The sequence below is a fragment of the Pseudomonas sp. HD6515 genome (assembly GCF_024971855.1).
GTDB classification, from domain to species: Bacteria; Pseudomonadota; Gammaproteobacteria; order Pseudomonadales; family Pseudomonadaceae; genus Aquipseudomonas; species Aquipseudomonas alloputida.
In genome coordinates this window covers 4,023,293-4,041,104 of record NZ_CP079827.1, presented here as the reverse complement: position 1 = coordinate 4,041,104, position 17,812 = coordinate 4,023,293, and the positions used below count along the sequence as shown (strand labels likewise).

The 17,812-nt window shown below is 63.2% G+C and carries 12 protein-coding genes; 4 read left to right on the top strand and 8 right to left on the bottom strand.

Annotated features, from left to right (window positions below):
* Nucleotides 1–34: 34 nt before the first annotated feature.
* Both KW568_RS18755 and KW568_RS18750 read left to right on the top strand, forming a co-directional pair.
* Nucleotides 35–2,332 (top strand): fimbria/pilus outer membrane usher protein, encoded by a 2,298-nt coding sequence (locus KW568_RS18755; protein ID WP_259538919.1) that lies wholly within the window; start codon nt 35–37, stop codon nt 2,330–2,332.
* Nucleotides 2,329–3,300, top strand: a complete 972-nt coding sequence (locus KW568_RS18750) for a spore coat U domain-containing protein (protein ID WP_003250377.1) — start codon at nt 2,329–2,331, stop codon at nt 3,298–3,300. The genes KW568_RS18755 and KW568_RS18750 overlap by 4 nt, the downstream gene beginning before the upstream one ends.
* A gap of 76 nt (nt 3,301–3,376) precedes the next feature.
* Here the strand turns inward: KW568_RS18750 and KW568_RS18745 are convergent, their stop codons facing one another.
* The 5 genes from KW568_RS18745 to dkgB all read right to left on the bottom strand — a co-directional run bounded on the left by KW568_RS18745 (nt 3,377) and on the right by dkgB (nt 8,959).
* Nucleotides 3,377–4,525 carry a M14-type cytosolic carboxypeptidase gene (locus KW568_RS18745; RefSeq protein WP_004575752.1) on the bottom strand — a complete coding sequence of 383 codons (1,149 nt, stop codon included), beginning with the start codon at nt 4,523–4,525 and terminating at the stop codon, nt 3,377–3,379.
* 141 nt (nt 4,526–4,666) lie between these two features.
* Entirely contained in the window at nt 4,667–5,440 is a 774-nt protein-coding gene (locus tag KW568_RS18740) for a helix-turn-helix domain-containing protein (RefSeq protein WP_004575751.1), read from the bottom strand.
* 36 nt (nt 5,441–5,476) lie between these two features.
* The gene (locus KW568_RS18735; RefSeq protein WP_259536586.1) at nt 5,477–6,709 is read right to left on the bottom strand and encodes an MFS transporter; all 1,233 of its coding nucleotides are present in this window, start codon (nt 6,707–6,709) and stop codon (nt 5,477–5,479) included.
* A 253-nt stretch (nt 6,710–6,962) separates the two neighbouring features.
* The gene (locus KW568_RS18730) at nt 6,963–8,135 is read right to left on the bottom strand and encodes an MFS transporter (RefSeq protein ID WP_033726488.1); all 1,173 of its coding nucleotides are present in this window, start codon (nt 8,133–8,135) and stop codon (nt 6,963–6,965) included.
* A gap of 20 nt (nt 8,136–8,155) precedes the next feature.
* Nucleotides 8,156–8,959 (bottom strand): 2,5-didehydrogluconate reductase DkgB, encoded by an 804-nt coding sequence (gene dkgB / locus KW568_RS18725; RefSeq protein WP_004575749.1) that lies wholly within the window; start codon nt 8,957–8,959, stop codon nt 8,156–8,158.
* A 204-nt stretch (nt 8,960–9,163) separates the two neighbouring features.
* Between dkgB and KW568_RS18720 the strand changes: the two genes are divergently transcribed.
* Complete coding sequence (locus KW568_RS18720; RefSeq protein ID WP_004575748.1) at nt 9,164–13,351, top strand: NEL-type E3 ubiquitin ligase domain-containing protein; 4,188 nt, start codon at nt 9,164–9,166, stop codon at nt 13,349–13,351.
* 46 nt (nt 13,352–13,397) lie between these two features.
* On the opposite strand, the gene KW568_RS18715 is transcribed toward KW568_RS18720, so the two are convergent.
* Both KW568_RS18715 and KW568_RS18710 read right to left on the bottom strand, forming a co-directional pair.
* Nucleotides 13,398–13,892: a DUF934 domain-containing protein gene (locus tag KW568_RS18715; RefSeq protein WP_003250391.1), complete on the bottom strand. Its 495-nt coding sequence runs from the start codon at nt 13,890–13,892 to the stop codon at nt 13,398–13,400.
* A complete protein-coding gene (locus KW568_RS18710) occupies nt 13,876–15,528 on the bottom strand; it encodes a nitrite/sulfite reductase (RefSeq protein ID WP_003250394.1) in 1,653 nt (550 codons plus the stop codon). The genes KW568_RS18715 and KW568_RS18710 overlap by 17 nt, the downstream gene beginning before the upstream one ends.
* A 213-nt stretch (nt 15,529–15,741) precedes the next feature.
* Between KW568_RS18710 and KW568_RS18705 the strand changes: the two genes are divergently transcribed.
* Nucleotides 15,742–16,818 (top strand): ABC transporter substrate-binding protein, encoded by a 1,077-nt coding sequence (locus KW568_RS18705; protein ID WP_004575747.1) that lies wholly within the window; start codon nt 15,742–15,744, stop codon nt 16,816–16,818.
* A gap of 629 nt (nt 16,819–17,447) precedes the next feature.
* Here the strand turns inward: KW568_RS18705 and KW568_RS18700 are convergent.
* Nucleotides 17,448–17,663 (bottom strand): DUF2970 domain-containing protein, encoded by a 216-nt coding sequence (locus KW568_RS18700; protein WP_004573790.1) that lies wholly within the window; start codon nt 17,661–17,663, stop codon nt 17,448–17,450.
* Between the last annotated feature and the right edge of the window lie 149 nt (nt 17,664–17,812).

The following is a 17,812-nucleotide window of genomic DNA, read 5'->3' as shown; positions in this document are numbered from 1 at the left end:
GGCGACGACGTGCCGCTGGTGCCTAGGGCTGGCCATGGTCAGCCCCACGCTGGTGCTGGCCGACGACTTGCCCCCACCGCCCACGGAGATGTCCGCCATCGCCGAGGCCACCCTTTACCTCGACCTGGTGGTGAACCAGATGCCCAGGGTTGAACTGATACCGGTGCAGCAGCGGGCCGGGCGGTTGTACCTGGACAGCGACCTATTGCGCGCAGCCGGCGTTTCGCTGCCGGGCAACCCCCAGGGGGAGGTGGCCCTGGACAGCATCGCGGGGCTGCATACCGATTACGACAGTCAGAACCAGCGCCTGTTGCTGCAGGTACCGCCGGCCTGGTTGCCTGACCAGCAAGTGGGTGATCGCAACCTTTACCCGGCCAGCGATGCGCGCAGCAGTTTTGGCGCCTTGTTCAACTACGACCTGTATCTCAACGACACCGATCAAGGCGGCACCTACCTGGCCGCCTGGAACGAGCTGCGCCTGTTCGACAGCTGGGGTACCTTTTCCAGTACCGGGCAGTGGCGCCAGTCTTTCAGTGGCGCACAGGCGGACGATACGCGCCGAGGTTTCATGCGTTACGACACCACCTGGCGCTTTACCGACGAGCAGCGCCTGCTGACCTACGAAACCGGTGACTTCGTGACGGGCGCCTTGCCCTGGAGCAGTTCGGTGCGCGTGGGCGGGGTGCAGCTGTCACGCGACTTCGCGGTGCGTCCGGATCTTGTCACTTACCCGTTGCCTGCGTTCGCCGGTGAAGCGGCGGTCCCCACGTCGCTCGACCTGTTCATCAACGGTTTCAAGTCCAGCACCACCGAACTTCAGCCAGGCCCGTACACCCTGACCAACGTGCCGTTCATCAACGGGGCCGGGGAGGCGGTGGTGGTCACCACTGATGCCCTTGGCCGGCAGGTGTCGACCACCTTGCCGTTCTATGTCACCAGCAGCCTGCTGCAGAAGGGCCTGTCGGACTACTCGGTGGCCGCCGGCAGCCTACGCCGGGATTACGGCGTACGCGATTTCAGCTATGGGCCGGGTATTGCCTCGGGCAGCCTGCGCTATGGGCTCAGTGACATGTTCACCCTGGAAACCCACGCCGAAACGGCGGAGTCGCTGATGCTCGGAGGGCTGGGTGACAACATGCGCGTGGGCAATTTCGGCGTGCTCAACGCCGCCTTGGCGCAAAGCCGGTTCGAGGGCGACAAGGGCCACCAGGTCGCCCTTGGCTACCAGTACAACAGCCAGCGCATCGGCTTCGGTTACCAGCGCCTGCAACGTCATGGCGATTATGCCGACCTGAGCCGGGTGGGCTCCCCGGACATGCAACTGAGCAAAAGCAGCGAACAGGTTACCCTCAGTGTCAACCTGAACGCGTACGGCAGCATTGGCGCTGGCTACTTCGACGTGCGCGCCGGTGACGGAACGCGTACCCGGTTGATCAACCTGAGCTACAGCAAGCCGCTGTGGGGCAGCAGCAGTGTGTACCTGTCGGCCAACCGTGAAGTGGGTGACAGCCAGTGGGCGGTGCAGGCGCAGCTGGTGATCCCGTTCGACCTGCACGGCACCCTGGCGCTGAGCATGGAACGCAGCAATGAAGGCGAGACCCTGCAACGGGTCAACTACAGCCGCGCGGTGCCAGCGGGTGTCGGCGTCGGTTACAACCTGGGCTATGCCGCAGGCAGCGACCGTGATGCCTATCGCCAGGCCGACGTCACCTGGCGCCTGCAATCGGTACAATTGCAGGCCGGTGTGTATGGCAGCAGCGGCGAGATGACCCGCTGGGCCGACGCCAGTGGTTCTCTGGTGTGGATGGATGCCGGCGTGTTCGCCGCCAACCGTATCGATGATGCCTTCGTGGTGGTCAGCACCGCAGGTTACGCCGATGTACCGGTGCGTTATGAAAACCAGGAAATCGGCCGTACCGATGCCAAGGGGCACTTGCTGGTGCCTTACAGCAGCGGTTACTACCGGGGCAAGTACGAGATCGACCCCATGAACCTGCCACCGGATGTCCTCGCGCCGGACGTTGAGCAGCGTGTGGCGGTACGACGGGGCAGTGGCTACTTGCTGGAGTTCCCCCTCAAGCGCGTCATGGCGGCCAGTGTCGAATTGGTGGATGGCAACCAGCAGGTGCTCAAACTGGGTAGCCGTGTTACCCACGCAGAGAGTGGCACCCAGGCGGTGGTGGGGTGGGACGGGTTGGTGTACCTGGAGAACCTGTCGTCGAATAACCACCTTCAGGTAGCGCTTGAAGGGGGTGGGCATTGCGAAGTGGCGTTCGACCTGCCTGACGCGCAAGGCTCGGTCCCTTTGATTGGTCCGTTGGTGTGCCGATGAATGCCTGGCGGCGGGGCCTGGTGGCGAGCGTGCTGCTGTTGCCGAGCAGTACGGCCTGGGCGCTTTGCTCGTCGGTGGCCACCTTGCCGGCAGCGTTTGGCAGCCTTAATTCGACGCAGGTTCGCAACACGGTACAGACGGCTTCCAGCCTCAACTCCGGGTTGCAGTGCACCGGTTCGCTGCTGACCTTGCTCAGCAGCGGTGATCATTTCTACGCCACGATCACGCCCGCTTCGGGCGGTCTGGTCGGCCCGACAGGCGATGTCATTCCCTATACGCTCTATGCCGACAACACCACCCGCTACCCGATTACCCGGGGTGTGGCCTACGACTTCGCCCGCAACGGTATCCTCGACTTGCTGGGGCTGCTCGGCGGTACCACGCCCAAGGCGGTGCCGATCTACATGCGCACCCAAATTGGCAGCAATGTCGCGGCCGGGTTGTATCAAGAGGCCCTGACCGTGGCCTGGAGCTGGGATTATTGTTCGGGTATTGGCGCGTTGGGGATATGCCTTGGGCGTGACATCGGCTCGGGTAGCCAGGTCTTGAACGTGAGCCTGACGGTGACCAACGATTGCCAGATCACCACCCCCGACATCAGCTTCGCCAGTGCGCCGGTGGTGGCGGGGTTCGGCACGGTGAGCCAGGGCATAAACGTGTCATGCACCAAGGGCAGCAGCTACACGGTAGGGCTGGGTGACGGGCAGAACGTGTCCGGAGGGCGGCGGCGGATGAAGTCTTCGGCCAACAACTACCTGGCCTATGACATTTTCAAAAGTGCCGGTACCGTGCGCTGGGGGGCGTCCGGGGCTGCCAGGCGTTCCAGTACGGACGCCGACATCAACCCCGGCGTGGGTACCGGCACGGGTAGCCAGGTGTTCAACTACAACGCCAAGGTCTATACCGATCAGGCGACACCGCCGGCTGCGACCTATACCGACAGTGTGATACTGGATGTGCAGTTCTGAACAGCGGTCTATACCCCCGAAGGAGCTGCCGCGTGTCGCGACGTGCTGCTCCTGCAGGGTCTGCGCAAGACGAGGTTCAGCGCAAATCGCCTACCATGCTTGCCAGGGTCTCCAGCACCGCGCCGGCCAGTGCCTTCGAGCGCGCCCCCGACCACCCGGTGACTGCATCGGGCGCGTCGTCATGGTCCTTGAACGGCATCTCCAGCGTCAGTGACAGGCAGTCATGTGCCATGCCCACCGCGTTGCAGGCCAGCGTCGTGTTCGCCTGTCCGGGCTCGTCACGGGTATAGCCATGCACCGTCTGGAAGTCGCGAGTCAGGCTGCACAAGGTGGTACGGAACTGCTCTTCGAGCTTGGCCAGCCGAGGGGTGTAACCGGGGTTGCCCTCGCATGCGGCCGTGAACACGTGCGGGATCTCTTCGTCACCGTGCACGTCGATGAAGGCATCCACACCGTACTGCTTCATCTGCGCCTGTGCAAAGAACACTTCCGGGCTGAATTCGACGCTGGCGTCCTGCCAGGCGCGGTTGAGGTCCTTGCCTTTGAAGTTGGTGCGCAGGTGGCCGAGGAAGGCGCCGTCGGGGTTCATGTTGGGGATCAGGTAAAGGTCGGCCTTGGCGAGCAATTGCTGGACCACTGCGTCGTTGGCCTGCAGGCGGTCGATCACGCCTTCCATGAACCATTCGGCCATGTGCTCGCCCGGGTGCTGCTGGGCAATCAGCCACAGCTTGCGCTTGCCTTCGGCACCGTCGCCTGCCCGCAGCAGCGGGATATCGCGGCCTTGGATACTGCGGCCGCTGGCCAGCAACTCGACACCCGGGAGTTGGCGGGCCCGTTCGATCAGCTGGTTGTGGCGGGCACGCGGGTAGGGCTCGAAATAGGCGAACCAGATCTGGTCCTGTTCAGCCTTGACCTCGAACGATAGCGCCGTACCGTCGAACTGGCTGGGCACGCGGAACCAGCGCTGCTGGTCGTAGCTGGCCACAGCGTTGTAGCCGCTCCACGCGTTCTTGTACGAGGAGCCAGAAGCGTTGTCCAGGCTGAAGCGATGGACCTGCCCCGGTGTGAGCCCGCTGACCTTGAAGTGGAACCACTGGTAGTGGCCGCTGTGGGTGTCCGGGCGAATGGCCAGGTGTACCTGGGCCGGGTTGCTGGCATCCAGTACCTGAATGTTGCCGGAGTCGAAATCGCAGTCGATCTGCAGGGGGGACAGCGTCACGGTCATGTGCCGGGCTCCTTTGCGGGCATTGTTGTAGGGGTACTGTATACGGCTTGGCGGGGATGCTGTGCAAGAACAGGCAGGGCGAGCCGTCAGCGGACAGCCCGTATGCGGCGGGCCAGTGCCGGCAAATGCGTGGACTTCAGGTTATCTGAAGAACTGGCTGGGCGTGGTACCGAACTGGCGTTTGAACATGCTGGCGAAGGCACTTGGGCTGTCATAGCCCAAGGCGCCCGCCACATCGATGATTCGCTCGCCCAGGGCAATTCGCTCCAGTGCCTGCATCAGCCGCGCCTGCTGACGCCACTGGCCGAAGGTCATGCCGGTTTCCTTGCGGAACAACCGCTGGATGGTCTTTTCGTCCACCCCCAGCTGCACGCCCCAGTCGGCAACGGTGGCGTTATCGTCGGGCCGTTCATGCAATGCCGTGCAGATCACCCGCAGGCGCTGGTCGCTGGGTTGCGACAGCTTCAGCGGCAAGGTCGGCAGTACGCAGATTTCGTCGAGGATCAGGCGCATGACCCGGGCTTCGCGCGAGTCCTCGGCAAACGGTGCGGTGAACCCCACCGAGGCCTTGATCAGTTCGCTGAGCAAGGGCGAGATGCTGATGGCCTTGCTCTGCAGGGGCAGGCCGGTTGCCGCGTCGATGCGCACGAACACACTGCGCATCTTCACGTCGCCGACACAGCGAATGGCGTGCACCTGGCCGCAAGGCATCCACACACCGCGGCTGGGTGGCACTGTCCAGCATTCGTTTCCGGACTCGACGATCATCAGGCCTTTGATGGCATAGATCAGTTGATGCTTGGTATGGCTATGGGGCTCGATGAACCAGTCGCTTGGGTAGTCTGTCGCACGGCTACCCACTTCCCAGGTCCACTCATCGACCTCCACCAGCAATTCACGCTGCGGCTTTACCATCGTGACCTCGTATCGAAGCAGCCTGGCAGCGCCACTTTAGCAGCAACGGCCAGGGCGGGCCCGCGAGCGGGTGGCCGGTAGCAAGGCGGTGGCCAACCCGAGCAGCGGCAGGAACGCGATGGCTTGGTACACCCATTCGATGCCATGCCGGTCGGCCAGTGTGCCCAGGCCGGCTGCACCCACGCCGCTGATGCCGAACATCAGCCCGAACATCACCCCCGAAACCATGCCGACCCGGCCTGGCACCGCCTCCTGGGCATACACCACCAGGGCAGCGAATGCCGAGGACATCACCAGGCCGATGGCCACCGCCAGTACGGCTGTCCAGGCGAGGTTGGCATGGGGCAGGGCCAGGGCGAAGGGCGCCACGCCGAGGAACGAGACCCAGATCACGGCCTTGCGCCCGATGCGATCACCCACCGGGCCACCGGCAAAGGTGCCCAGCGCAACGGCTGCGAGGAACACGAACAGGTACAGCTGGCTGTGCTGCACACTCAGGCCGAAATGCTCGATCAGGTAGAAGGTGAAGAAGTTGGTGAACGAAGCGATGTAGACGAACTTGGCGAACATCAGCACGGCGATCACCACCACAGCGCGCCACATGGCACCCCGCGACAGGCCGGGGGCCTGTTGGCCCGCGAAGCTCTTGAGCCGGGCCTGGCCGTGGCGCACGCTCCAGCCCGTCACCCGCAGCAGCACCAGAACGGCCAGCGCAGCGGCCAGCATGAACCAGGCAATGGCCGGTTGGCCGTGCGGAATGATGATGGCAGCGGTGAGCAGTGGGCCGAGGGCCGAGCCGGTATTACCGCCGACCTGGAAGGTTGATTGCGCGGTCCCGAAGCGCCCGCCGGAAGCCATCCTGGCGACCCGCGAGGCCTCTGGGTGAAAGGTGGCCGAACCCACGCCGACCACGGCGGCGGCCACCAGCAGCATTTCATAGCTGCCGGCAAAGGCGAGCGGGGCGATGCCCACCAGCGTCACCACCATGCCGGCAGGCAGCAGGTAGGGTTGTGGGTGCTTGTCGGTGAACATGCCGACCCAAGGTTGCAGCAGGGAAGCGGTCACCTGATACACCAAGGCAATCCAGCCGATCTGGGCGAAGCTCAGCGCGAAATCGCTTTTCAGCATGGGGTAGATCGACGGCAGTACGGCTTGAATCAGGTCGTTGAGCAGGTGGGCGAATGCAGCAGCACCGACGATGCGCACGACAAAGCCCTGAGGCTGGTCGGCAGGCGTGGCGGCGGCTACGGAGGCGGCGGAAGTTGTCATGGGCAAGGTTCTTCTATGGCAAGGGAACAAGGCATTGCCGCAGCAGGTTATCCAGTGCCGAGGTTGCCTGTCTCACGCCGAACAGGCAGCCAATGTCGCGTTTCGGGCATCCGTGCCCACAGCCTGACAAGCGCACGCAATCGCCCGGCATTTCATCATTGCAGTGAGGAACGGTGCGTCGCAGACGTCAGGTGCGGCCCGTGTGCAGAAGCGGCCTTGTATCGCGGTGGGCCGCTCCTGCAGGTGGTTGCCTTCAGGCCATATCGGCTGCGGTCTTGCCGGCGACCTTGTGGCGGCCGCCCAGCCATACCAGCAACAGCCCCGCAGCCGCCAGCACACCTCCGGCCATTGGCACGGCGGCGTAGCCCAGGTTCAGGCTGATAACCGCACCACCCAGCGCCGCGCCCACGGCGTTACCCAGGTTGAACGCACCCACGTTGATCGACGACGCCAGGCCTGGCGCCTCGATGGCGGCAGTCATTACACGCATTTGCAGCGGCGGTACCACGGCGAAGGTGAACATGCCCCAGACCAGCAGGGCGATGGCAGCGCCGAGGTGGCTGCTCAGTACCAGGGGCATCAGCAGCATGATCAGCGCCAGCACGGCAAGGAAGATTTTCGCCGCGCCATCCAGCGACCAGTCGGCCAGGCGGCCACCCAGGCTGTTGCCAAGGGTGAAGCCAACGCCGATCAGTACCAGCGCCAAGGTTACGAAGCCGTCCGAGGCACCGGTCAGTTCGGCCAGCACCGGCGCCACGTAGGTGTACAAGGTGAACATGGCGCCGGCACCGAGCACGGTGGTGGCCATTGCCAGCAGCACGCTGGGGCGGGCAATGACCGCCAGTTCCTTGCGCACATGCGGCACGCTGCCGCGTTCACCCTTGGGCAGGGCGTACCACAGCGCGGCCATGGCCAGCAGGCCAAGTACGGCGGTACCGGCAAATGCCATGCGCCAGCCGATCTGCTGGCCGATCCAGGTGGCGGCCGGTACGCCGCCGATGTTGGCGATGGTCAGGCCCATGAACATGGTGGCCACGGCGCTGGCCTGTTTTTCCTTGGGCACCACGCTGGCTGCCACCACGGCTCCCAGGCCGAAGAACGCACCATGGTTGAGGCTGGTGACCAGTCGCGAAGCGAGCAGGGTGTAGTAGTCCGGCGACAGTGACGACAGCAGGTTGCCAAGGGTGAAGATGGCCATCAGCGCCATCAGCGCAGCGCGCTTCCCAAAGCGGCTGAACAGCAAGGTCATGATCGGCGCGCCGACCATCACGCCAATGGCATAGGCGGTGATCAGCATGCCGGCGCTGGGGATGCTCACCTCCACGCCCTGGGCGATGACTGGCAGTAGCCCCATCGGGGTGAACTCGGTAGTGCCGATGCCAAAGGCGCCAATGGCCAACGCGAAGAGCACGCGGCCGGGTCTCATTGTTTGAGCAGTCATCAGTGTCAGTCCCAGGTTGGCGCCAGGCCGTCAGGGCTGACCTCGCGGCCATTGCGCTCCAGCTTGGCGATGCGTGCCATATCGTCGATGTCCAGCGTCAGGCCACGGGCAAGCAGGTTGCTGGCCAGGTTTTCACGCTTGGTCGACGACGGGATCACGGCATAGCCCAGTTGCAAGGCCCAGGCCAGGGCAACCTGGGCGACGGTAGCCTTGTGCTTGGCGGCGATCTGGGCCAGCACCGGGTCTTTCAGCACTTTGCCGTAGGCCAGGGTCATGTACGAGGTCACGGTGATCCCTTGTTCCTTGAGGAACGCGGTCAGCGTGCTGTTCTGCAGGTAGGGGCTGAGCTCGATCTGGTTGGTGGCGATTTCCCCTTTGCCGACCACGGCAATGGCTTGCCTGGTCAGCTCGATGTTGAAGTTGGAAACGCCGATCTGGCGAGCCAGGCCTTGCTGCTTGGCGTCGGCCAGGGCCTTCATGTACTCGGGCAGTTCTACGCCATTGCCCGGCGCTGGCCAGTGGATCAGCAGCAGGTCGACGTAGTCGGTGCGCAGCTTCTGCAAGCTGTCACGCAGGCTGGGGATCAGCTTGTCGGCGGCGTAGTTGTCGACCCAGATCTTGGTGGTGATGAACAGCTCGCTGCGCGGCACGCCGCTTTCGGCGATGGCCTGGCCCACTTCGGCTTCGTTCTTGTAGATCTGGGCGGTATCGATGACGCGGTAGCCGACTGCCAGGGCAGACTTGACCGAGTCGATGACGGTTTGGCCGGAGAGGCGGAAGGTGCCGAGGCCGAAGGAAGGAACGCTCATGGGGTTGCTCCTGAATAGGGGGAGGATCATGTGATGGCCAGTGTGCAGGTTTGAACGGCAGCGAATAAGCCGCCATGGCGCCAAAGTCCTTTGACCTGTAGTCACAAATACATTTTCAAGCTGTGCATTCACTACATAAATAGGGCCCGAGGGGACTGGAACCTTGTTCAGCTAGCGCTTTTTTATCAAGCGTTGAGGCTGCCCATGACCCCTTCAGTAATACCCGCCGACTCCATCGATGCGCTGATTGCCCGTCAGCTGCCAGGCTGGCTCAAGCGCGCATCTGCCCAAGAGCTGACAGGGCTGCGCGCCGCTGCTTTGCGCCAACAGCGGGCGCAGGACCACGTCGACGCCTGGTTAAGGGCTATAACCCCCTTGGATGAGTTCGCCGAGTCGTTGCTCAAACGTGCACCCGAGGCCCATTCGATCAAGCAGGTGGATTTGCGCCAGGCTCAGCTCAGGCTGGTGACCCTGCAGCCCAAACCGTCGATATCACCTGCTCTACCTAGCACGTCAACACGCATCGTCAGCACCCAGACGCTTCTTTCGGCGGCACTGCATAACTTCCACGAAAAGGAAATGCAGCCTGGCTGGTTCGCGGCCGGGTCGCAGTTGGTCACTGCCAGCGGGCACCTGCTGCCGCTAAGTGCGCAAGCTTTTGTCCACCTTTGCAGAGACATCGATATTGGCAGGCGTTATCAAAGCCATTTGCAATCGAAGCTGGAAGGCGAGGGGGTGGCCGTCGAGAGTGCCCTGGAGGAGGCGATGAGCGCCAACCTGGCGCTTGCTGCAATCGCCGCAAGAATCAAGGGTGAAATCGATGAGCAGACCTGTCAGTGGATCAACCAGGTGGTGGGCACAGGGTCTTTCCTGCCAGCCGACAACACCGTATTGAAGTGTCACACCCTGCGGCTGTTGGGCAAGGAGGTCATTGGCGCACTGGTGATCGAAGTGCGTCAGAACGCCCGCCTGCTTGGTGTTATCGCGTGGTTCCCTGAGGACCCGTATGCCCCGGTGAGTTGGCACACCAGCTGGGAGTTGCTGTACATGACCCTTGGCATACGTTTGCGTAATGAAGCGTATCGGCGCTACTTCCAGCGCTTCGTCGCAGAGCGTGATCGCGTCGCCTTCTGCGCGGCGCTGAACGCGCTGCTCAGCCACGGTAATACCGTTCTCCCGCTTGAGCTGGATGGCCGCTGTTTTGCGATCGAGGGCGACGTGTTTGTCGCGCTGCGCCAAGCCCGGATCGACAAAATGCTGGATGACGCACGGGTATTGGCGGTATCGACAGAGGATGAGGATGTCGCCGACCGTCGCGCACGTTTGCAGGGCTATCTGGATTTGGGGTTGAGCGTGGCAGGCCTGGCAGCGCTGTTTGTGCCTGTGTTGGGGCAGGCCCTGCTGGGGCTTACGGTGGTGCAGCTGGCAGGTGAGGTGTACGAAAGCTACCAGGATTGGCAGTTGGGTGATCGCGACGCCGCATTGGGTCACTTGTTCAACGTGGCCGACACGGTTGTGATGACGGCGGTGACGACGGCCGGGGCGACGGCACTTGGCAAGCTGGCCCAGCGAGTGGCGCAGGTGGATGCCTTGGTGCCGGTAAGCCTGGGCGATGGCCAGTTGCGGCTGTGTGACCCGTCCTTGTCGGGCTATCAGCGTGAGGGCGTCGATCTGATGGTAGGACAGGCCGTGAATGAAACTGGCCGTTCGCTGAGGCGCCTGCACGATGCTGTCTATGAGGTGAGTGAAGGGGACGATGGCGCATGGCGTATTCATCACCCATCAAGGCCACAGGCCTACGTACCGGCACTTGAGCACAATGGTGCCGGGGGATGGGTGCATGAGTTCGAACAACCGCAGCGCTGGCATGACGCCGCCTACATGGTGCGCCGCCTTGCCAGTCGTACGGCGCAGGTGCCCGATGAGGCGGTGTCTGTGGCGTTGCAGGCCACGGGTTTCGAGGCTGACAGCCTGCGCCGTTTGTTACTGGAAAATGCGCCCCCGCCGGCACGCCTGCTCGATGCCATCGAGCGCCAGCAATTGCACCGTGATTTCCCGGCGTTGCGAGGTGAGGCTTTCGAGGAGGTCTTCAACGAGCGACAGATCAGCCCGCAAGCAGCAGACCGGGTCTTGATGCGGGACTTCCCAGGCCTTTCCCACCGCTGCGCACGGGAAATCGTCGAGGGGGCCAGCAGTGTCGAGATGGAGAGCCTGACGGGCGCAAGCCGGGTGCCCTTGGCCTTGGCGGAACGTGCACGCTGGGCAATACGCGACAGTCGGATAGACCGTGCCTGCGCAGGGTTGCGCCAGGCCGCGGCAGAAAATGACGATACCGGCAAGCTCGCGCTGGGCCTGCTCGATGCCATCGCCCCCTGGTCGGCTGGGGTCAACGTTGAGCTGCCTGCCGCGGGCAGGGGTGGGTTGCTGCAGACGTTGAGACGGCAACTGGACAGCCGCCAGCGACAGTTGCTCGGTATTAGCCAGATGACGGATGACGCACTGGGTGAGCGGCTTGGGCGTGAGGCGCTCGCTGACCGTGAAGCGGCGGCCCGAATGATTGGGCTGGCCCGTGTGGGGCAGGGGATTCGCCCTCCTGTGCGGTTGTTCGATGGGCGTTTGGGCTACCCGCTCAGTGGCCAGCTGACAGGCACCCGCCAGGCACTGCGGCGCACGTTGAACCACGTGTTCCCGGTGATGAGCAGTGAGCAGCTGGAGGGCTACCTGCAAGACCTGGCACAGCGGGGGGTGGACCCGTGGGGCCATGTCAGCCAACTGTTACAGGCCAAGGTCAGCCTCAAGCAGGCATTGCAAGCCTGGCGAAATGACGCAGGGCTGAACATTGTTCGCCGCCTGCGTCGTATCAAGGTTGCCAGGCGCATTACGGCAAGCTGGCAGCGCTTTACCCCTGGAGAGGTGGCGGGTGACTACCACCTGACCCTCGTGGGTGAGCGGGTGGGTGACCTGCCGGCTTTGCCTGAAAATGTGAGTTTTGACCACATCACGCACCTGACCCTGCGCGATATGCAGCTGACGAGCCTTGATGCGGGCTTTCTTGGTCGCTTCAGCAATGTGCGCAACCTGGACTTGCGGAACAACCGGCTGACACGCCTACCTGCAGGTATCGAGCAACTGACCGAATTGAAAAACCTGCGCCTTGGCGGCAACCAGATCGTGCTTTCCAGCGAGGATAACCTGCGTTTGAGCCAGCTTGTGGAACTGCGCCGCCTGGAGCTCAACGGCAACCCGGTCGGTTTGCTGCCACCCTTGGCGTCTTTCCCCCTGCTGCGCCGGCTGTCCTTGCGCAACACCGGGCTGGGCGAACTGCCCGCTGATCTGGCCAGGCACGGTAATCTGGAGTTGCTGGACATGCGTGACAACCAGATCCAGACGCTGCCTGAAGCGTTGTCCCTAGTGCCGCTTCGCTTGTGGCGGGGCCTGGAGCTGCACGACAATCCACTCTCGGACGAAACCCTGCAGCGCTTGCAGTTGGCCAGGGCGTCGGCCGGGGCTGCTGAGCGTCGACGTGCAGCTCATGCCACTTCGATCCCGAACGCTGCAGCCCCTTGGTTTTCAGGGTTCACGCCAGCCCAGCGCGAGGTGCGATTGGCGAGCTGGAACCGCTTGAGCCAGGAAGCCGGGGCGCAGGATCTGTTTCGCTTTTTCTCTGATTTACGCGCCCTGCGTGAATACGACGCACAACCGCGCGACCTTCAGGCGCGGGTGTGGCATATCCTCGAAGCCTGCGAACAGCACGCTGAAGTACGCGCGAGCCTGTTCGAGCAAGTTGCCCGGCCGCGCAGTTGCAGCGACGAGTTGCTGCTGACGCTCAGCGAGCTGGAGGTTGGCGCGCTGGTCGCCAAGGCCGGTGCAGCCGGTACCGGGTTGCAGAAGGAGCGGGCGCTGGTCAGGCTGGGGCGTTCATTGTTCCGCCTGGACAAAGTCAACGCAATTGCCGCGCGGCATATTGCGGATTACTTTTCGAACGATCCCGTTGAGGTTTACCTGACCTATCGCGTCAGGCTGGCGGATAGCCTCGACCTTCCCGTGCAGCCCAGCCATCTTTCGTATGAGAGTTTCAGCGGGGTTGGCCGCGAAGACCTGGACGCCGCGCGCAGCGAGGTGCTGCGGCAGGAAACGCCACAAGCCTTGGCGCAGGCGCTGGCAGATCGATCCTTCTGGCAGGACTATCTGCACGAGCAGCAGGCGGCGCGCTTCAGCCGCCTGGACGAGCCTTTTCAGCAGCGCCTGGATGCGTTGCTCGAACAATCGAAAACGCTGAGCGATGGCGACTACTTTGCCCAGGTCGAGCATATCTGCGCAGCGCGTGAGGTCGCGAAACGGCAGCTTTTGCTTGAATTGAGCCGAGAGGCAATTCAACGCCACGCCCTGTGAACGAAACAGCCCGCCGAGAGGCGGGCTGTTCGCTGGGGCGGGACGATCAGCGGCGGCGGAACAGCGGCAGCGGTTCGTCGGTGGCGGCCTGGTAGGTCACCGAGAAGTCCTTCAGGCTTTGCAGCGCGTCTTCCGGGTCCTTGTCGGCACGGATGGCGAAGGCGTCGAAGCCGCAGCGGGCCATGAAGAACAGCTGGTCGCGCAGCACATCGCCGATGGCGCGCAGTTCGCCTTTGAACTTGTAGCGGTCACGCAGCAGGCGCGCATTGGAGTAGCTGCGGCCGTCGGTGAATGCCGGGAAGTTCAGGGCGATGACCTGGAAGTGGTGCACGTCTTCACCGATTTCCTCCGCTTCCTGGTCGCTGTCCAGCCATACACCCAGGCCGCCATCGCGAGCTTTGAGCACATGGGCATGGTCGCGCCACATTTGCAGCGGCACGATGTAGTCGTCGCAGTTGGTCAGCTCGTCAAACGAGGTTTCCTTGGGCAGCAGGTGCCAGGTTTCGTCGACGATCTGGTTGTTCTTAATGATTCGCTGCATAGACGCGTTCCTTGAAGGGGTCGATGCCGATACGCTGGTAGGTGTCGATGAAACGCTCTTCCTCGGTACGTTGCTCGACGTACACGGCGATCAGCTTCTCGATCACATCGGCCATGTCATCCTGCGCGAAGGACGGGCCAAGGATCTTGCCCAGGCTTGCGCCGCGTGCGGCGTTGCCGCCCAGCGACACCTGGTAGAACTCCTCACCCTTCTTGTCCACGCCGAGGATGCCGATGTGGCCCACGTGGTGGTGGCCGCAGGCGTTCATGCAGCCGGAGATGTTCAGGTCGATTTCGCCGATGTCGAACAGGTAGTCCAGGTCGTCGAAGCGGCGCTGGATGGACTCGGCAATCGGGATCGACTTGGCGTTTGCCAGCGAGCAGTAGTCGCCACCCGGGCAGCAGATGATGTCGGTCAGCAGGCCGATGTTCGGGGTAGCGAAGCCGCCTTCGCGCAGTTCAAGCCACAGCGCGTGCAACTGGCGCTGCTCGACGTCGGCGAGGATGATGTTCTGCTCGTGCGAGGTGCGCAGGAAGCCGAAGCTGTAGCGTTCGGCCAGGTCGGCCACGGCGTCCAGCTGCTTGTCGGTCAGGTCGCCCGGGGCAACACCGGTAGGCTTGAGTGACAGGGTAACAGCCACGTAGCCCGGGCGCTTGTGGGCACGGGTGTTGCGCGAGCGCCAGCGGGCGAACCCTGGGTGCTCGGCGTCCAGTGCGGTGTAGTCGACGTTGTCGAGTGCGAGGTACTCGGGGTCGACGAAGTGGCGCGATACGCGTTGCACTTCGGCTTCGGTCAGGGTGGTGGTGCCGCCACGCAGGTGGACCATTTCGGCCTCGACCTTTTCGGCGAACACTTCCGGGGTAAGGGCCTTGACCAGAATCTTGATCCGCGCCTTGTACTTGTTGTCACGGCGGCCGTAACGGTTGTACACGCGCAGGATGGCGTCGAGGTAGCTGATCAGGTCCTGCCATGGCAGGAACTCGTTGATGAACGAGCCCACCACCGGGGTACGGCCCAGGCCGCCACCGACCAGCACACGGAAGCCCAGTTCGCCGGCCGCGTTGCGCACGGGCTCCAGGCCAATGTCGTGCACTTCGATGGCGGCGCGGTCTTCCTGCGAACCGTTGATGGCGATCTTGAACTTGCGTGGCAGGTAGGCGAATTCCGGGTGGAAGGTGGTCCACTGACGGACGATTTCACACCACGGGCGCGGGTCGACGATCTCGTCTGCGGCCACACCGGCGAACTGGTCGGTGGTGGTGTTGCGCAGGCAGTTGCCGCTGGTCTGGATCGCGTGCATCTGCACGGTGGCCAGCTCGGCGAGGATGTCGGGGATGTCTTCCAGCGCCGGCCAGTTGAACTGCACGTTCTGGCGGGTGGAAATGTGGGCATAGCCCTTGTCATAGTCGCGAGCGATCTTGGCCAGGGTGCGGACCTGGTTGGCGTTCAGCTGGCCGTACGGCACCGCGACACGCAGCATCGGCGCGAAACGTTGGATGTATAGGCCGTTCTGCAGGCGCAGAGGGCGGAATTCTTCTTCGCTCAGCTCACCGGCCAGGTAGCGGCGGGTCTGATCACGGAACTGCTTGACGCGGTCCTCGATGATCCGCTGATCGTACTCGTCGTATACGTACATAAAAGTCCTGTCTCAGGCATGCAGCTATTCGCGCGCACGGCCGCGCACTCCGGTACGGAGCCGGGGAACGATAGCAGGTTGCGGTTATGCGCTAAAGTGATGTTTTTGCATATGAAAAGAACCAAATGGACTATGTGAGATTGACTGCCATTTGTGCGCTGAGCATCGCCAGGCGTTTATAATCCGGCGTTTGCTTCGCAGAGATGTGACCCCATGCTCAAGGCCCTGTGCCAAAGCTTGTGCCTTGCCTTGCCACTGGTGGCAAATGCGCAACCGGCTTCGGTGGTGTTCCTCAACCCGGGGCTGTCCACCGAGACATTCTGGACCAGCTATACCCGCTTCATGCAGGCCGCCGCGGACGAGCTGGGCATGACACTGCAGGTGCAATACAGCGAGCGCCGAGCCGACCTGGCACTGGCCCAGGCCCGGGCGATCCTGAGTGCGCCGCAGCGTCCGGATTACCTGGTGCTGGTCAATGAGCAGTACGTGGCACCGGAAATCCTGCGGTTGTCGCGTGGCACCGGGGTGAAACTGCTGCTGGTCAATAATGGCCTGACCGCCAGCCAGCGCCTCAGCATCGAGGCCCAGCCCGGCAAGTATGCCGAGCCACTGGGTACCTTGATGAGCAACGACGAGCAGGCAGGCTTCCAGATGTTGCACCTGATGCTCGCGCAGCTGCCTCGCGACGCAGGGCCGGTGGATCTGGTGGCTTTTGCCGGGGTCAAGACCACCCCGGCCTCGCAGTTGCGCGTTGAGGGCATGCGCCGCGCTCTGGCCGATTTCCCTCAGGTGCGCTTGCGGCAAGTGGTATACGGCGGCTGGAACCGCCAGCGCGCCTACGAGCAAGCGAAGCAGTTGCTTGAGCGTTACCCGGCCACCCGGCTGGTGTGGTCGGCCAATGATCAGATGGCCTTTGGTGCCATGCAGGCGTTCGAGGAGGCCGGGTACACGGCGGGTCGTGACGTGCTGTTCGCTGCCGTCAACAGCTCGCCCGAAGCCTTGCGCGCACGTATCGATGGGCGCTTGAGCGTGCTGATGGGTGGGCATTTCACCCTTGGCGGTTGGGCCATGGTGATGCTGCACGATGACGCCCACGGGCTGGCGTTGAACCGCGACGGCCTGCGCGAGCGCCGTGTTCCGGTATTGCAGGAAATCGATCAGGCCAAGGCCAGGCGTTGGCTGAAGCTGTTGGAAAGGGACGACTACGGCGTCGATTTTCGGCGTTACAGTGCTGAAGGGCGCCCGCCCGGTTACCGTTACCCGTTTCTGGCGTCACCGGTCGAATATTGAATGACCCTGCTTGAGGGAAGGGCATTGCTCGTCTTAACTGCTGGTGGTGAAGTGCATTCCCATAACCACTACAAGAGGCAATGCAATGGGAAACTCAACCAAGGTCCGCAAAGCTGACAGCAGCGTCGATGCCTGGGCGATCCTCTGCCTGATCGTTCTGGTGGTGGTCACTGCGGTGTATTGGGTCAGCCACCAGTGACTTGAAACTCAAGACCGTGATGTAGCAGGGCGCCTGTGGGAGGGAGTCTCGCAGGCGCTTTATTATTGCCTGTGGCCGCCTCTTCGCGGTGAAAACATATCCCTTGAGAATGGCGCGGGACCGTCGTAGGAGCGGGTTTACCCGCGAAAGGGCCGGCCCTGCTGGCCAATATCCACCCGCCGTTCACCGTTGCGGCCGCGACCGTATTCGCGGGTAAACCCGCTCCTACACACGCATCGCTGGTTGGGGAAAGGCCGTCGTAGGAGCGGGTTCACCCGCGAAAGGGCCGGGCCTGCTGGCCAATTACCACCTGCCGTTCACCGTTGCCGCCGCGACCGTATTCGCGGGTAAACCCGCTCCTACACACGCATCGCTGGTTGGGCGCAGGTCGCTGTAGGCGCGGGTTTACCCGCGAAGAGGCCGGCACAGGCTAGCGGGTCAGGTGCAGCGCCAATTGCACCAGGCCGATCAATACCGCAATGAACACCAGGGTGAACAGCGCCCCCAACGCAATGAAGTGGCTGGCCTTGCCGTGGGTGAAGTCGCGTGCGCGGTTTTTGCCGCTTTGCACGCCGAAGGCGGCAGCGAGGATGCTGTGCAGCATCTGCCAGAAGGTCGGGGGTTTGCCCTGGCTGGAATCGTCCATGGTGGCTCCTGGGGAAATCAGAGGCAATCAAGGACAGTGTAGGCAATGGTTGTGAGGTTGCCTGTGCCGGCCTCTTCGCGGGTGAACCCGCTCCTACAGGTAAATCACGGCCCTTGAGGCCTGTTTCATACCTGTGTGGGCGAGCCCGC

Coding starts and splice junctions, on each gene's coding strand:
- KW568_RS18700 (WP_004573790.1), bottom strand. CDS start 17,663: ATGGACGATTCCAGCCAGGGCAAACCCCCGACCTTCTGGCAGATGCTG.
- KW568_RS18745 (WP_004575752.1), bottom strand. CDS start 4,525: ATGACCGTGACGCTGTCCCCCCTGCAGATCGACTGCGATTTCGACTCC.
- KW568_RS18750 (WP_003250377.1), top strand. CDS start 2,329: ATGAATGCCTGGCGGCGGGGCCTGGTGGCGAGCGTGCTGCTGTTGCCG.
- KW568_RS18720 (WP_004575748.1), top strand. CDS start 9,164: ATGACCCCTTCAGTAATACCCGCCGACTCCATCGATGCGCTGATTGCC.
- KW568_RS18705 (WP_004575747.1), top strand. CDS start 15,742: ATGCTCAAGGCCCTGTGCCAAAGCTTGTGCCTTGCCTTGCCACTGGTG.
- dkgB (WP_004575749.1), bottom strand. CDS start 8,959: ATGAGCGTTCCTTCCTTCGGCCTCGGCACCTTCCGCCTCTCCGGCCAA.
- KW568_RS18715 (WP_003250391.1), bottom strand. CDS start 13,892: ATGCAGCGAATCATTAAGAACAACCAGATCGTCGACGAAACCTGGCAC.
- KW568_RS18735 (WP_259536586.1), bottom strand. CDS start 6,709: ATGACAACTTCCGCCGCCTCCGTAGCCGCCGCCACGCCTGCCGACCAG.
- KW568_RS18755 (WP_259538919.1), top strand. CDS start 35: ATGGTCAGCCCCACGCTGGTGCTGGCCGACGACTTGCCCCCACCGCCC.
- KW568_RS18730 (WP_033726488.1), bottom strand. CDS start 8,135: ATGAGACCCGGCCGCGTGCTCTTCGCGTTGGCCATTGGCGCCTTTGGC.
- KW568_RS18710 (WP_003250394.1), bottom strand. CDS start 15,528: ATGTACGTATACGACGAGTACGATCAGCGGATCATCGAGGACCGCGTC.
- KW568_RS18740 (WP_004575751.1), bottom strand. CDS start 5,440: ATGGTAAAGCCGCAGCGTGAATTGCTGGTGGAGGTCGATGAGTGGACC.